The sequence below is a fragment of the Streptomyces sp. NPDC111606 genome, from assembly GCF_055656945.1.
This window is the reverse complement of sequence record NZ_JBVKBY010000006.1, coordinates 77,482-92,308: the sequence shown is the minus strand read 5'-3', so window position 1 is coordinate 92,308 and position 14,827 is coordinate 77,482. Positions and strand designations below refer to the sequence as shown.

Genomic DNA, 14,827 nt, shown 5'->3' with positions numbered 1-14,827 from the left:
ATTGGACCGACGGTGCGGGCGGGGGCCGGGAAGATACACAGCGCCTTGAGCGGCGTCCGTATTCCTTCCTCGGCAGTCACCTCTTAGGTCATCGCGCTGTTTCCCCGAGCGTTACGCCCAATCTGCGTGGCCCGAGTCACATCCCGTAACCGATCAAAAGCAGACAGATGCAGACATAACAGGTCGCCCACGGCCCGAACCATGCACTGTACGGCGTTCCACGGCCTCGTCGCACCGTCGGACCCGCAGGATCCGTACGGGATCCTGCGGGTCCGACGGGGGAGGGAGCGCAGACCGGGAGATGCCACAGGAGGGGGAGGCATCCCGGCCGCGCCACCCGGTGGCGCGGTCAGTGCTCGCGGGGGGCGGGCACCACGCGCTCGACCTCGGGGTGGACGGTGAGCAGCTGGCGCATGGCCGCCTCGGCGGCCGCGCCGTCAGCGGCGGCGAGGGCGTCGACGATCCTGCTGTGCTGCGCCAGCGACGCCTCGTTCGGCCGGTCGCAGCCCGTCACGGGGCCGCCGGAGACCTGGAGGGCGGCCGAGACGATCCCCGAAAGGTGCTCCAGCATGCGGTTGCCCGCGACCTGAATGAGCAAGGAGTGGAACTCGGCGTCGGCGCGGGAGAACGTGAGCACGTCACCCTGCCCCATCGCGTGGCCCATGATCTCGACCATGTCGGCGAGCCGCTGCTGGACGTCGTCGCGTCCGTGCCCGGCGGCGAGACGGGCGGCCAGCGGCTCGATCGTCCAGCGCAGCTCGCTGAGCTCCCGGCGCTGGTCGTCGCGCTGTGGTCCGAAGGCCCGCCATTCGATGATGTCCGGGTCGAGGAGGTTCCAGTCGCTGACGGGACGCACGCGCGTGCCGACGTTCGGACGGGCGCTGACCAGGCCCTTGGCCTCCAGGACACGGAGCGACTCACGGACGACGGTGCGGGAGACCTCGAACCGCTGGCCGATCTCCTCGGGCACGAGCGGACGGTCGGCACCCAGGTCGCCGGAGACGATCATCTGGCCGAGCTGCTGGACGAGTTGGCCGTGCAGCCCGCGTCCACGGCTGCCGGCGGCGCGTCGGCCCACGCGGCCCAGTTCCGGGTCCCCGCCGTCCCAGAGGGGGGCTCCGACGCGGTCGGCGACGGGGGCCTCGGCGTAGGGGTAGCGGTCGAGTTCGCCCGGGCCGGCGAGGCCGGAATCTGCGGAGCGGGCGGCGGTCATCATGGTGTGCGCAAGGGTACTCACGCATCCTTTGTCGGCGCCGTCCTCAACTCCCTTGAGGTCTTTGGTGAAAAGCACACGAAAGGGTGATCGCTCACCCCGTCGCAATTGACGCCTTATCGGAAAGAAATGGGCTTCCCCCGGGGAGTTGTGCGCACGACAGGAACGGGAACGGCACGGATGGGCTTCATCGGACCCTGCCACGCAGGGTCGTGAGCAGGTATGCGCAGAGCAGGGCGGTGAGCGACAACGTCAGGGCGCCGCCGACGGGTTGGGCCACGACACGCGCGGCGGCCTCCAGATAGCGCTCTCCCCCGAAGGGCCACTGCGACAGGAGCAGCTCCCGCAGCCGCAGCGGAAACCCGGCCGCCGTCCGTACAGACGGTCCTTCGAGGACCTTCTGTACGAGGGGTACGACGACGATGGGCACGGCGACCACTGCCGCGAGCCCGGCCGTGGTGGACCGGAAGAGGCCGGCCGCGAGGACTCCGGCCCAGGCGCAACCGACCATGAGCCCGATCCAACTCGCGCCCAGCGAAAGCCAGTCCGCGGGAACCTCCGCGAGCTCCGGTCCGTATACGAGGTAGAGCACTTCGGTGTCGCAGCCCAGGGTGAGGACGGCCAGCACCAGCGCGGTGACGGTGGCGACGAGAAGTTTCGCGGCCAGCAGCCCCAGCCGGCGGGGCACGGTGCCACGATCCGCGGCCAGGGCGGGGTGGCGGAACTCGTCGCCGAACGCGATCGCGCCGAGCAGCCCGGCCCCGAGCGCCGCGGGCGGCAGCGGGAACTGCTGCGGCCACCCGGCCATCAGCCGCGCCTGCGGCGTGTGCCCGACGCGTGCCAGCAGTACGGCGGTGAGGGCGGACACCACGAGCACGGCGGCGCCGGTGACGAAGCTGGTACCGACACCGACGGCGCGCCGGAGTTCGTAGCGGAGGGGGCGGAGGGGGCTGGGGGCGGGGCGGACGGAGATGGGGGGCGGGAGGTCGGGTAGGGCGACGGCGGCAGAAGCCGACGGACGCGACGAAGGGGTGGCCTGCGCGGAAGACCCAGCCGTGGGTGTGTCGGCCGGTCGCGGAACGCCCGCCCGTGCTTGCGGAACCTCCGCGGATGCACTCGAGGCTGTTGCGGAAGCCTCGTGTGCGGCAACTGTGGCCGGCCCCGAGTCCGAGGCCGGGGGTGGCGCGGTCCTGCGCCCGCGGCCACCGGCAGCGGCAAACTCGACGTCCGAGGTGTGCGGCACCTCGTCGGTTCGCGGTTCGTTCGGCTGGGAGCCCACCCCGGCACCGGGTCCCATGTCCCCGATCTCGTCGGCGAGTTGGTGGACGAGGATGCCGTGCCGGAACGCGGTCTCGCCGACATCGGCGCACGTACTTCCGTACACGGACAGACGGTTGCCGCTCTCGCGTACGACCTCGACGGAGCGGTGAGTGGTGCGCGCCTCCTTGGTGAGCAGGGAGGCGAAGCGGGAGGCGTGGGGAGTACGGACGGCTACGCGCGGGCGCAGCCGCGTGCGGGCGAAGTCGGCGGCGTCCTGGTCCGCGACGAGTCTGCCCCGCTGCAACGTGACGACCCTGTCGGCGGTGCGCGCGGCCTCCTTCGGGTCGGCCGTGGTCAGCAGGACCGTTCCGCCCTGGGCCGCGTGCGCGCGCAGCATGCCGTGCAGCCAGCGGCTCTCGCGACCCGAGAGTCCCTTGGCGGGGCCGTCGAGGACGAGGGTGTGCGGGTCGGCCAGCAGTGCGCAGGCCAGGCCGAGGCGACGGTCCATGCCTCGCGAGAGGGTGCCGAGGCGTTCCTCACGCAGGCTGACGAGGCCGACCACCTCCAGGACTTCGTCGGCGCGCCGGGCCGGAACGCCCGCGGCGGCGCACAGCATGCGCAGATACCCACGGACCGTGCGCGCCGGGTGCCCGGGGAGGTCGCCCAGCAGCACGCCGACTTCGCGCGAAGGGTGGGCGATGCGGTGCAGGGGGCGGCCTCTGAAGTAGGTGATTCCACGGCCCCGTTGGAGTTCGAGCATGAGTCTGAGCACCGTCGACTTGCCCGCGCCCGACGCCCCGAGCAGCGCGGTGACGCGGCCCGCGTGGGCCTCGAAGGAGACGTCGTCGACGGCAGGAGGAAGCTCCTTGCGCGGGTCGCTGGTCAGTCCGATGGCCTGGATCACTCGCAGCAAGATAGCGCGCTATGTCCGTTTTTTCGGGTAGGGCAAGGCCCGCTGTGCAGGGGGGATTCGGCCCGGAGGGGTTTCGAGGTCCTCGTGTCCGAGCGCTGTTCGGGACCTGCGGGCCGCGTTCTCGACCTTGTTCGGGGCCCGTGGCGCTTGTTCCCGGCCGTGCTTCGGGACCCGTGGCCCTCGTTCCCTGAGCCGCGTTCGGGACCGTGGCGTCGTTCCCGAACCGCGTTCGGAACCCGTGGCCCTTGTCCCTGATCCCCGTTCGGATGCCGTGATCCTTGCCCCTGAGCCCCGTTCGGATCCCATGACGTCGTTCATGAGCCCGCTTCGGCGTCGGGTTCGCGGCGGCCCGCGTCGGGCTTCTGGTCCGCGTCAGACCTCGGGCCGCAGCATCGGGGGGTTGAGCAGCGTGGCTCCGCCGGCGCGGAAGAGCTGGGCGGGACGGCCGCCCTGGCGCGTGGTGGTGCCGCCGGTGGGGACGAGGAAGCCGGGCGTGCCCGTCACCTTGCGGTGGAAGTTGCGCGGGTCGAGCGCCACACCCCACACGGCCTCGTAGACCCGGCGCAGCTCACCGACCGTGAACTCGGTGGGGCAGAACGCCGTGGCCAGCGACGAGTACTCGATCTTCGAGCGGGCGCGCTCCACTCCGTCGGCCAGGATCTGCGCGTGGTCGAAGGCGAGCGGCGCGACGGGCTCGCCGTCGCGGCCGTGGCCGCCCTGCTGCAGGAGTTCGTCGACCGGCGCCCAGCGGGCGTTGCTGGCGTCGCCGCCTGCGCGGGGGGCCGGCAGGTCGGGGGCCAGCGCCAGGTGGGCAACACTGACCACCCTCATCCGCGGATCCCGCTTGGGGTCGCCGTAGGTCGCGAGCTGCTCCAGGTGGGCGCCGTTGTCCTGCACCGGGACGGCCGGGTCGTGAGCACGCAGCCCCGTCTCCTCGGCCAACTCGCGCGCGGCGGCCTGCGCCAGATCCTCGTCGGCCCGTACGAACCCACCCGGCAGTGCCCAGCGTCCCTGGAACGGCGGTTCGCCCCTGCGCACCGCCAACGCACACAGGGCATGGCGGCGCACGGTCAGCACGACCAGATCCACAGTGACGGCAAAGGGCGGAAACGCTGACGGGTCGTAGGGCATGCGGCGATCATAGTCGTCTGCTTGACGATAAACACTCCCTTCGTCGGCGCCATCGATGACTGATCCAATTCGGCCCCTGTACAGGCCTCACTGCCATCTCCCCATGCCGTGTCGTTGAGAGTCGTACGAGGTCACGCTCGCAATTGCAGCCCGTCGGCTGCTTCCTCGACCATGGCCAGACCCAGGCGGCTGACACGTACGGAGAACGGCGCCCCGGCGATCCGCAGGCCGGTCAGGATGATCTCGCCCAGCGGCGCACTGCGCACGGGGCGCAGCGTGACCGTGCCCGCCGGAGCGTCCGGGCGGATGCCCGCGAGCGTGGTCAAGAGCAGCACTCCCGCTGCCGCCGCCGTGGCCGCGGGTCGGCAGGCCGCCGGATGCGGGAGGGGTGCGCTTCCGTTGGTGCGCTGCTCCCCCGCATACATGTCGGGCAGCCGGTGGCCGAACACGGTGGCGGCGGCCAGAACGCCTCTCAGCAGAGCGCTCGACTCCTTCTCGTAGTCGGCCGCGGCGAGGCCCGCGACGGCGAGCGCCGTCTCGTGGACCCGCACAGCGCCACTGCGGTGACCGAACGGGTTGTGCCCCGCCTCCTTCACACCCAGCCCGCGCAGGCCCCAGCCCGAGTCCATGGCCGGACCGCCGAGCAGCCGGGCGAACTGCTCGGTCTGCACCTTGTCGAGCAGGCCGGGCGCCTGTTCGCCACCGCCCAGCAGGCCGGTGTCGAGCAGATGGACGGCGGCGGCGCCAAGATGCGACACGAGGCGTCCGTCCGGGGCGCGGGCTGCCGCGGGCCGCCCGCCGCCCAGGTCATCGATCCAGAAGTCCGTACGAAAGGCGTTCCGCAGCGCTCCGGCCCATTGCCGCAGCTCGGCAGCGCCCGGTCTGCCGAAGGAGTCGAGCAGATCGGCGCCGAGCAATGCCGCACGATGGGCGTGGGCCTGTGTCTCGCAGCGGACGGGACCGCCAGGCTGCGGGTCGGGCAGATAGGTGCCGTCACCCACAGTGGTCCGCAGCCAGGTCAGACACGACTCGGCCGCCGGAAGGAGTTCTTCGGTCTCGGGCTCGGGCAGCCCCCAACGTCGGGCCTCAGCAAGCAGTGCGGGGAAGAGCAGCGTGGCCTCCGTGCCTGTGCAGCCCGGTGGCAGATGTGTTCCGGCGTCCCTCAGCGGCGCGGGGATCATGCCGGACTGTGTTCCCTGGCCCCGGAGTTGAGTGCGGGCAAGGGTGCGCAGTGTGCCCGCGGCGAGCCGGGTGCCCAGGGGCAGCGTCATCCGGGCCGCGGCGAGGGCCTCGGCCGGGGCCAGGCCACAGCGCCACGGTGCCCCCGCGGCCAGGTGGATGTCGGAGGGGTGGGCCGGATCGCGCAGCAGGAGGGCCTGGAGGTCCTCGATGCTCGTCCGCAGCAACGCCTCCACCCCGAGGTCGTCGCCGGCCGCCCGCGCCGGCGCCAGTGGGCTGGTCGCTGCTCTGCCCACCGCGCGTACGGGTCCCGCACCGTCCGGTCGCACCCGGAGCTCGATGCTCGCGCTGCCGCCCGGAGGGAGCACGAACTCCCAGCGCAGCAGCCCGGCCGAGGCCAGTGCGTCGGCGGGCGGAGGGTCGGCCGTCACCGTCGAGCTCCCCTTGGCGGACGACCAGCGCAGGCCGCAGTCATGGACGGTGGCGGGGAGTTCCGGTCCCGCGTTGCCACTCGCGATCGCGCCGAGGTCGGCCAGGTCCGTGCCCAAGGCGACCTCGACCGGCAGACGCAGGGGGCGGGCGGCCGCGCTGTGCAGCGTGATCCGCTCGGTGCCGTCCGCGTGACGGGTTCGTTCGACGACGACGTCCGGGTCGGGGCCCGCCTGCGGGGAACTGCGCAGCGTGCCCACGAACCGGGCCAGGTCGGCCCCGGCCATCCGGGCCTGCACGGCGAGCGGCTCACGCCCTGCCACACGGATCTGGCAACGCGAGAGCACGCGACGACCTGCACGGTAGAAGCCGTCGAGGCCCCGGCCGGTCAACTGCCCCTGGTCCGTGGACATGGCGAGGCCCGGGAGCGCTACGCAGATCAGGGCGTTGTGGGCGGGAGGCAGGTCGGACCGACGTGGGGTTGGTGGCGTGGGTGTGCTGCGTGGGGTTGGTGGCGTGGGTGTGCTGCGTGAGGTTGGTGGGGTGGGTGTGCTGAGTGGGGTGGGTGTGGTCGGTTTCGTTGGCGGTTGAGGCGGGGAAGCGCGCCTTGCCTGGTCGGGATGTGGCTGCGTTGTCGGGCTCTGGGGTGCGGGCGACGCGGGCCAGGAGGTCTGGGTCGTCGGCCGGTTGGGGGGCTCGGTGCGTCGAGGGGCGTTGCCGTAGTCCGCGCGATGAGGCGGGGCGGCGTAGTCGGCGGTGCGCGGTACACCGCCGTATTCCGCAGCCCGAGGGGCATCGTCGTACTCCGCGGTCCGGGGGGCATCGCCGTAACCGGCGCATCGAGTTGCATCGCCGAACTCGGCGCTCCGAGAGGCATCGCTCGGGCCTCTGGGCGTGCGCCGCCCCGCACCGTCCCCGGCCGGAGGCAGCCCCGTATCCAACCGTTGGGGCGGCACCATTCCCCCGGGAGTGGGGCGGTCGTCAATGACCCCGGAGGCCGGAGTCGGCGGTGGCATCGGCGGCGGCGGAGGCACCTGGATCGGCACCTGCGCCGGAGTCGACTGGGGCATGGGGCGGCTTCCTCTGCGCTCTGTGCGCCGCGGGCGTGTGCGGCACCGGCTGGGGGACCCGGAGTGACAGGGGCGGTGCGGCGGCACGACCGGTTCAGGCGTTCCGCCACTCAGGTGAACGGGGACGGATCCCTCCAGGTCACGCCCATGGCGGGGTAACTCGGCCGGAGGCCCTCCGCGTTGGCAGGGTTCGTCCGATGTGGCTGAGCCCTCCATGGGGGACGAGCCTGGGCGGCTTAGGCACTCCACGGCGTTCCCGCCTGGGCGGCTGAGACCCTCAATGGCGTCCCCCGCGCGCACGGGTTGAACCCCTCGGGTTGAACCCCTCGACGGAGTCCCCGTCCGCACGGCCAAGAGCCCCCACGTCCCGCCCACGCGGCGTCGCAAGTAAATGCCACCGCTTCCACGACCTCGGCCGGCACTCTGCCCTCGACGGCTCACGCGTCCCCCTCCCCGCCGGCACCTCCGGAACGCAGGCCATCCGGACGGGGTCCACTCCGACGCACGTCCCCCTTCCTCGACGTACGCGGAGCCGACCCCTTCGAGCTCCCCGGCACCGTGCCGCCCGGCCGCACTGCACCGGGACGGCTTCCCGCCGACGCACGAGGACGCGCGGCACTCGACCCCCTCGCGCCCCTCTCCCCCGGGCTCCGCCCGGTGCCCCTGGCTGATCGAGGCAGGCTGCCGGCAGCACCCAACGTCTCCCGCGATCGGCGACCGCCGTCCTCCCCAGATGTCGGCGCGGGCTCCGACCCCGTGCCCCGCACCGGCTCTTCGACGTCCTCCGGATGATCGAGCCGCCCTGTGACCTCCTCCTCACGGCTCACGCCTTCCGCGCGCAGGCAGCGGCGGATCGACTCGGGGTCCAGGCCCTCGTTGCAGGCTTGGTGCAGCAGACGGGCGAAGAGGTAGTCGCGGTCGACGCCCAGTGCCATGGCGAGGGCTTCTCGGGCCTCCAGCTCATCGCCGGTGGACCAGGCGACCCAGCCGGCGAGGGTGAGGGGCGCCGCCGCGTGCTCGCTGTACGGTCCGACACAGCGGCGGGCCAGTGCCCGCCAGAGTCGGAGCGCGGGAGCGGCCTCGTCGCCCTCCATCCACTCGGCCGCGCGGTCGCGGGTCGCGCGGTCCTGCAGACCCAGAATGAGCCTCGCGGCTTCGTCGTGGCTCAGCAGTCCGTCGTCACGGAGATCAGCGGTCAGCGTCCCGGACACGGGCGGGGCCTCGGCGAGCCGGCACCTGAGCCGCTCCGCGAGCTCCAGCGTCTCAACCGCCACGCCCGCGCGTTTCGTGTCGTCCAGGATCCTGGTGACCAGCTCCACGCCGACCGTGTCGAGGGCGGCCTCCTGCTCGGGGACGCCGGCGGTCTCCCAGGGCAGCAACCTGGACCGCAACTCGCGCAGCGTGCCGCGCACCTGGACCCCGGCGTACGTGGCCGCCGCGGCCAGCACGGACGTACCGGGCAGGCCCATCGGACGGCCCTCGGGAGGGCAGCACTCGGCGCGGTCGCAGCAGTACGACCAGAAGCGGCCGTCCGAGATGCACAGGGCCTCGATCACCGGCACGTCCAGGTTGCCGCAGGCGACACGCATCTTCTGGGCCAGCGGTCGCAGCCGTTCCATGACCTGCCGGCCCGTCTCGCCCTTGGCCGGTTCCTGGCAGAGGAAGGCGACCATCTGCTCCGGCCGGACTCCCCTGCGCTCGCTGCCCGTCACCAGGCCATGGGCCAACTGCGCAGCCGCGGAGTCCCAGTCGTCCGTGCTCGCTGGAATGCCGAGCCGCGCTCGGCCACCGAACCGTCCGCGGCCTGCCTTGTCGTGCAGGGCGACGAGGACGATGCTGTCCTCAGGGCGGTAGCCGAGGAGATACGGCAGGGCATCGGCCAGCTCGGCCGGGGTGCGCAGGGTGACCTGGTGCTCGGGCAGGCCCGCCTCGTTCGGGTCGGTTGTGCCAGGGGCGAGGGGCTGCTCACCGCGCCCGGCGTCATCACTCTCGGAAAATCCAGTCGCTTCGCTGTGATTCGTCATGCGACAGACGATCTCCCGGATCGCAATGTTCCGCCTGACCCTGTGGATAAGTCCGACCAGGGACACGACAATTCGCTCGGACGTGAGCTTTGCCGTGCTCTGGTGCGCGGTGTCATTCAAGTGCCGAGCTCTGATGCGCGCCGCTATTCACCGGCTCGCTGAGTCATTCATGGGACGCGCGGCGCCGTTCACTCGGGATGCGCGACGCTCGACCGTGCGCCCGACGCGATAAGCAGAACTCCCTGACCGCCGGCTCCAGGGTGCTCGCCCGGATCCGCTGCCCTACCTGCCAAAACTCACGGCGAACGGCGTCCAGTTGGCGCAGGCACCGCACGGCGGGCACTGGCCGAAGCACTCCAACTTCACGTGGATGTGGGACCGAATCTCCGCGTTCCACGCCCGCACGTGCCTTTGCCCGAGCCTCGATCACGGCGGCATCCCACGTCTCCCTTCAGGCGACCATCACCGCCTGTCTCCACAACACCCCAGAGCAGCTCAACCCGCCGCAGCGAGGACCAGAGGAAGAACCGCTTCGCTGCCGGCCCGGCGCAGGAGGCGGGCGGCGACGGCAAGGGTCCAGCCGGAGTCCGTGTAGTCGTCCACGAGCAGGACAGGCCCCGAGGAGCCAGCCAGGGCAGCAGCCAATTCCTCGGAGACGGCGAACGTGTCGGCCAGTGTCCGCAGGCGTTGAGCCGAGTTGCTGCGCCGCGCAGCATGGGCGCCACCCGGCCCCGTGTACATCAGGGTCCCCAGATACGGCAGGCAGCCGATGGTCGCGATGCCCTGGGCAAGGGAACCGACCAGTTGCGGGCGGGCCAGGGACGGTACGGCGACGACACCCACCGGCCGGGCAGAGGCGTCCGGCACGTTCGGCGCCCAGCCGCCCGGTGAACGCGCCCAGTCGGCGAGGACCGCGACCGCGGCCTGCAGGACGTCGTCAGGGACAGGACCGTCGGGGGCGTTCTCGGCCAGCAGGGGCCGCAGGCGGTTGCCCCAGCCGATGTCCGAGAGCCGGCCCAGCGCCCGCCCGGTGGAGCACTGCTCCTTGGCCGGAATACGGCCCTTGAGGTCGATGCCCAGTGCGGGCATCCCCGTCGGCCACATCCGGCGAGGCTCGACCTCCGCCCCCGGGCGATCCAGCTCCTTCGTCGCCCCCGTCAGAGCCTCGGCCGAGACCGACGAGGTGATCCAGGTGCCCGCGCAGTTGTCACAGCGACCGCACGCAGCGGCTCCCTCGTCGTCCAGCTGCATGCGCAGGAATTCCATCCGGCACTGTGTCGTGCTCACGTACTCCCGCATGGCCTGCTGCTCGGCCGTTCGCTGCCGCGCCACCCAGGCGTACCGATCAGCGTCGTACACCCACCGCTCGCCGGTGGAGATCCAGCCGCCCTTGACCCGCTTGACCGCCCCGTCCACGTCGAGGACCTTGAGCATGGTCTCCAGCCGGGTACGCCGAAGATCCACCGCCGCCTCCAGGGCCGGCACCGACAGCGGGCGTCCCGCCTCGGCCAGCGACGACAGGGTCTGCCGGACCTGTGCCTCGGGCGGGAAGGCCGTATCGGCGAAGTAGCGCCAGATGGCCTCGTCCTCCTTGCCGGGCAGCAGCAGCACATCCGCGTGCTCGACACCGCGGCCGGCGCGACCGACCTGCTGGTAGTAGGCGATGGGCGAGGACGGCGAACCGAGATGCACCACGAAGCCCAGGTCCGGCTTGTCGAACCCCATCCCCAGCGCCGACGTCGCGACCAGCGCCTTGACCCGGTTCGCCAGCAGGTCGGACTCTGCCTGCAGCCGGTCCGCGTTCTCCGTGCGCCCCGTGTACGAGGCCACCTGGAAGCCGCGCTGTCGCAGGAACGCGGTGGCCTCCTCCGCGGCGGCCACCGTGAGCGTGTAGATGATCCCGGAACCCTGCAGCTCGTCCAGGTGCTCGGCCAGCCAGGCCAGACGGTGCGCGGCGTCCGGCAGCTGCACCACACCCAGCCGCAGGCTCTCCCTCTCCAGCGAGCCGCGCAGCACCAGGGCCTCACCGGCTCCGGTCCCCAGTTGCTCGGCGACGTCCGCCGTCACGCGGGCATTGGCGGTCGCCGTGGTCGCCAGCACCGGAACTCCGGGGGCGAGCGCGGCAAGCATCGCCCGGAGCCGGCGATAGTCGGGCCGGAAGTCGTGGCCCCAGTCGGAGATGCAATGCGCCTCGTCGACCACGAGCAGGCCGGTAGTGGCGGCGAGCTTGGGCAGCAACTGCTCTCGAAAGTCCACGGAATTGAGGCGCTCGGGGCTCACGAGGAGTACGTCGGTCTCACCGCGCTCGACCTCCCCGTAGATGGTGTCCCATTCCTCGGGGTTGGCCGAGTTGATGGTCCGCGCCCGGATACCGGCGCGCGCCGCCGACTCGACCTGGTTGCGCATCAACGCCAGCAGGGGCGAGACGATCACCGTCGGGCCGGCACCACGTCGGCGCAGCAGAGCGGTGGCGACGAAGTACACCGCCGACTTGCCCCAGCCCGTGCGCTGCACCACCAGGGCACGCCGGCGCTCCTCCACCAGGGCCGCCACCGCCTGCCACTGGTCCTCCCGCAGCCGGGCCGAACCGCCGGGGGCGCCGACGAGCTCAGCGAGGATGGCATCAGCTTCGGTACGGAGCTCCAGATCGTCCATGGCTCCATGCAACCCGATGCCACTGACAATCAGCCACCTCACCCGGCGCAACATGCGCTCACGGACCGTTGACGGAGCGCGACGAGCACCCATGGCCTGGTTGTGCAGGTCGCCCCCATGCGTCGCACGGTGACGCGCTGGGTAGGGATATAACCCTCGCACCACCAGATATCGGTCGGTGGCCCCAATTGCTCGTTGCCGCATTCAGGTTCGACAGGAAGAATTGAAGTCCGCTCCCCGCACGGCTCGTCCGTGATCCGGTAGGGCTCTGCTGCGGCGTGCGCTCCCCCGATTCCGACCTCGCCCGCAGTGTGGGCGCGTAGCCGAAGGGAGGACCGTGACCTTCGGATTCGCTCCGTCCTCTGCAGCATCCGTGTCGACGTCAGCCGACCCGTCCGCCGCATCCACCAACCCGCTGGCCCGCATGCTCGAACCAGCGGAGTGGGCTGCCGCGGGCATCCCGCTTCTGCGCAATCCCCGCGAGGTCGTCAGCGGTCTGCACTCCCGGCACCGCCCAGGGCCGACCACCGCGATCGTGGCCGTCCTCGACGCCGAGGAGCGCCTGCGGGCGAGTGCCTCGTTCACGCGTCGCCCGTCGCCGGCGGACGGCTGGATGTTCCGCAATTCGCTCCTCGCCCAGCTTCGCCGCGTCATCCCGCACGACCTGCGGCGCCGCACCCCCGTGCGCACCGCCGTCCTGCTCTACTGCCGCGAGGGCGACGCCCGTTGGACGGAGGAGGACGGCGCGTGGATGTGGGGCCTGCGTGACGCCTGCACCCTGCACGGCCTGCGCTGCGGCGCGTACATCACGCTGACCCGGGACGGCTGGCAGGTCCTCGGCGAGGGCCGTGGCGGCCGCCGCCCCAACACCGACTCGGCGCCGGAGCCCTTCGCCACGTCCGAGTCCCCACTCCCGCTGCCCCGCACCGGCGGCGCGGCCTCAGAGGTCCTACGGCGCGCGGCCGCTCGCTGAGGACGCCGCAAGAGTCCTCGGCCAACGGCCCGCAGGATTCCTCGACCAACGCCACGGTCGAGCCGCCCACTGCACGCCATACGCCGCTCGCGATACGACAACCGAAGACAGACGAGGACCCGACGCGGACCGCAAAGCCGCGGCGAGCACCACCCGCAGTCGCCGAGCAGCCACCACGCAGTCACCGCGCAACCACCGGACGAAATCCCGCCCAGCTGACGCCGTGAAGCTGTCAGGGCTTCCCTGCACCGGCACCACCAGCAGCATGCGCCTGGCGATCGGCCGACCGTCGCGGCGGAAGCGTCCCGATGCCTGGGAGGCCCGCCGGGGCCGAGCAATGCGAGGGGCGCGTCCGCCCCACGCCGACTCACCTGTGCGGCGTGGGCTCACACCCCGATCCCGACCCGACGGGCCTGTGCACAGCGTGCTTCAGGCTCCTCCGAGCACGCCGGAGCGCCCGCCGTGCAGACACCGCCAGAGCGGCGCCCCACCCCCCGGTGTCCTGCGGAGATTCCCTCAGGACGAGCCGGAACGGCTCAGACGCCCACGCCCATCACCGAGTTGATCCGCTGCGGGTCACCGCAGACGATCAGCAGGGCACCGGCCCGGCCGAGGGCCAGAGGCAGGGCGTTGACAGCAGCAGTGTCGGGACCGCCATTGACGGCCACCACGACCACCGCACGCGACGCGGCACGGTCGGCGACGGAGGCGTCGGCGTAAAAGACGTCGTCACCGGCGTCGTGCTGCGCCCAGTAGGAGGCTTCACCGAAGGACAGCTCGTGGGCGGCCCACGGGTGCTGTTCGCCGGTGGTGATCACCAGCACGTCGCTGGGGGCGCGACCCGACTCCAGGAGCAGGTCGACGGCTTCCTCGGCAGCGTCGAGCGCGCCCTCGAGCGAGGCCGGGATCAACTGGATCTGCGGGGTCGCCGCAGCCGGAGCGGCAGCGGGAGCAGCCGGACCCGACGGTCCGGGCTTGGCCACGGCCACGTCACGCGGCGTACGTTGCACCGGCGGCGCGGGCCGCACGGGCCCGGGTCGGCCGGGACGCGACGGAGCCGCGGGGCGGGGACCGGGTACGGGACGAGGGGTCGGCGCGGTGCGGCCACTGGCCGGCGTGACGCGGGGACCCTGGGCACTCTCGTGAATCTGAGGCTCCTCGGGAATGAGAGGCATGAGCTGATGTTTATCAAACGCTGGTGCGGCTCGCATGGCCGGGTGGCACACAAGTGCGAGCGGAATCGTCAGAAGTCGAAGCCGAGCTGCCCCTCGATCTCCGGATCGCTTCCTTCCACCCAAGTGCGGACCTTCTTGAGGTGCCGCCACTGGGGCAGCGCATCAAGATACGCCCACGACAACCGGTGGTACGGGGTGGGTCCCCGCTCCGCCAGTGCGGCCTTGTGCACGGGCGATGGGTATCCGGCGTTGTCCGCAAAACCGAAGTCTGCATGGTCGATACCCAGTTCGGCCATCATTTTGTCGCGCTGCACCTTGGCGATCACCGAGGCCGCCGCGACCGCCACACACGACTGATCACCCTTGATGACCGTCCGGACCCTCCAGGGGTTCCCGAGATAGTCATGCTTCCCGTCGAGGATCACCGCGTCGGGTCGGACCGGCAGGGCCTCCAGGGCACGCCCCGCGGCAAGCCGCAGCGCTGCAGTCATCCCCAGGGCGTCGATCTCCTCAGGAGAGGCGTGCCCGAGGGCGTACGAGGTCACCCACGTCCGCAGCAGGGCGGCGAGCTCGGTGCGCCGCTTGACGGTGAGCAGCTTGGAGTCGGTGAGGCCTTCGGGGGGTCGGCGCAGTCCGGTGATCGCAGCGCAGACGCTGACGGGGCCGGCCCACGCACCGCGCCCCACCTCGTCGACACCGGCAATGATCTTCGCTCCGGTCGTGGCTCGGAGGGAGCGCTCGACGGTGTGAGTAGGCGGTTCGTACGGCATGGCGCCCTTAGCGTACGCCGACCGGAACCGGCTTC

General features: G+C 71.8%; 9 protein-coding genes. 1 reads left to right on the top strand and 8 read right to left on the bottom strand.

Annotated elements, in window-relative coordinates:
- Window positions 1-349: 349 nt before the first annotated feature.
- From ACZ7M7_RS21975 to ACZ7M7_RS21950, 6 genes are all read right to left on the bottom strand, one after another.
- Window positions 350-1,237, bottom strand: coding sequence for a FadR/GntR family transcriptional regulator (locus ACZ7M7_RS21975; RefSeq protein ID WP_383604744.1), 888 nt, complete (start codon window positions 1,235-1,237; stop codon window positions 350-352).
- 163 nt (window positions 1,238-1,400) lie between these two features.
- Window positions 1,401-3,377: an ABC transporter ATP-binding protein gene (locus ACZ7M7_RS21970; RefSeq protein ID WP_472119419.1), complete on the bottom strand. Its 1,977-nt coding sequence runs from the start codon at window positions 3,375-3,377 to the stop codon at window positions 1,401-1,403.
- 381 nt (window positions 3,378-3,758) lie between these two features.
- Window positions 3,759-4,517 carry an NUDIX hydrolase gene (locus ACZ7M7_RS21965; protein ID WP_383604749.1) on the bottom strand — a complete coding sequence of 253 codons (759 nt, stop codon included), beginning with the start codon at window positions 4,515-4,517 and terminating at the stop codon, window positions 3,759-3,761.
- Window positions 4,518-4,648: 131 nt separating this feature from the next.
- Window positions 4,649-6,538, bottom strand: a complete 1,890-nt coding sequence (locus tag ACZ7M7_RS21960; RefSeq protein ID WP_472119416.1) for a glycogen debranching N-terminal domain-containing protein — start codon at window positions 6,536-6,538, stop codon at window positions 4,649-4,651.
- Window positions 6,539-7,632: 1,094 nt separating this feature from the next.
- A complete protein-coding gene (locus tag ACZ7M7_RS21955) occupies window positions 7,633-9,219 on the bottom strand; it encodes a DUF4192 domain-containing protein (protein WP_472119413.1) in 1,587 nt (528 codons plus the stop codon).
- 495 nt (window positions 9,220-9,714) lie between these two features.
- The gene (locus ACZ7M7_RS21950) at window positions 9,715-11,874 is read right to left on the bottom strand and encodes a RecQ family ATP-dependent DNA helicase (RefSeq protein WP_472119410.1); all 2,160 of its coding nucleotides are present in this window, start codon (window positions 11,872-11,874) and stop codon (window positions 9,715-9,717) included.
- A gap of 337 nt (window positions 11,875-12,211) precedes the next feature.
- Between ACZ7M7_RS21950 and ACZ7M7_RS21945 the strand changes: the two genes are divergently transcribed.
- Complete coding sequence (locus ACZ7M7_RS21945; RefSeq protein WP_383604758.1) at window positions 12,212-12,847, top strand: hypothetical protein; 636 nt, start codon at window positions 12,212-12,214, stop codon at window positions 12,845-12,847.
- A gap of 536 nt (window positions 12,848-13,383) precedes the next feature.
- Here the strand turns inward: ACZ7M7_RS21945 and ACZ7M7_RS21940 are convergent.
- Both ACZ7M7_RS21940 and ACZ7M7_RS21935 read right to left on the bottom strand, forming a co-directional pair.
- On the bottom strand, window positions 13,384-14,022 hold the full coding sequence (locus ACZ7M7_RS21940) for a hypothetical protein (protein WP_472119407.1): 639 nt from the start codon (window positions 14,020-14,022) through the stop codon (window positions 13,384-13,386).
- A gap of 68 nt (window positions 14,023-14,090) precedes the next feature.
- Window positions 14,091-14,792, bottom strand: a complete 702-nt coding sequence (locus ACZ7M7_RS21935; protein WP_472119404.1) for a ribonuclease HII — start codon at window positions 14,790-14,792, stop codon at window positions 14,091-14,093.
- Between the last annotated feature and the right edge of the window lie 35 nt (window positions 14,793-14,827).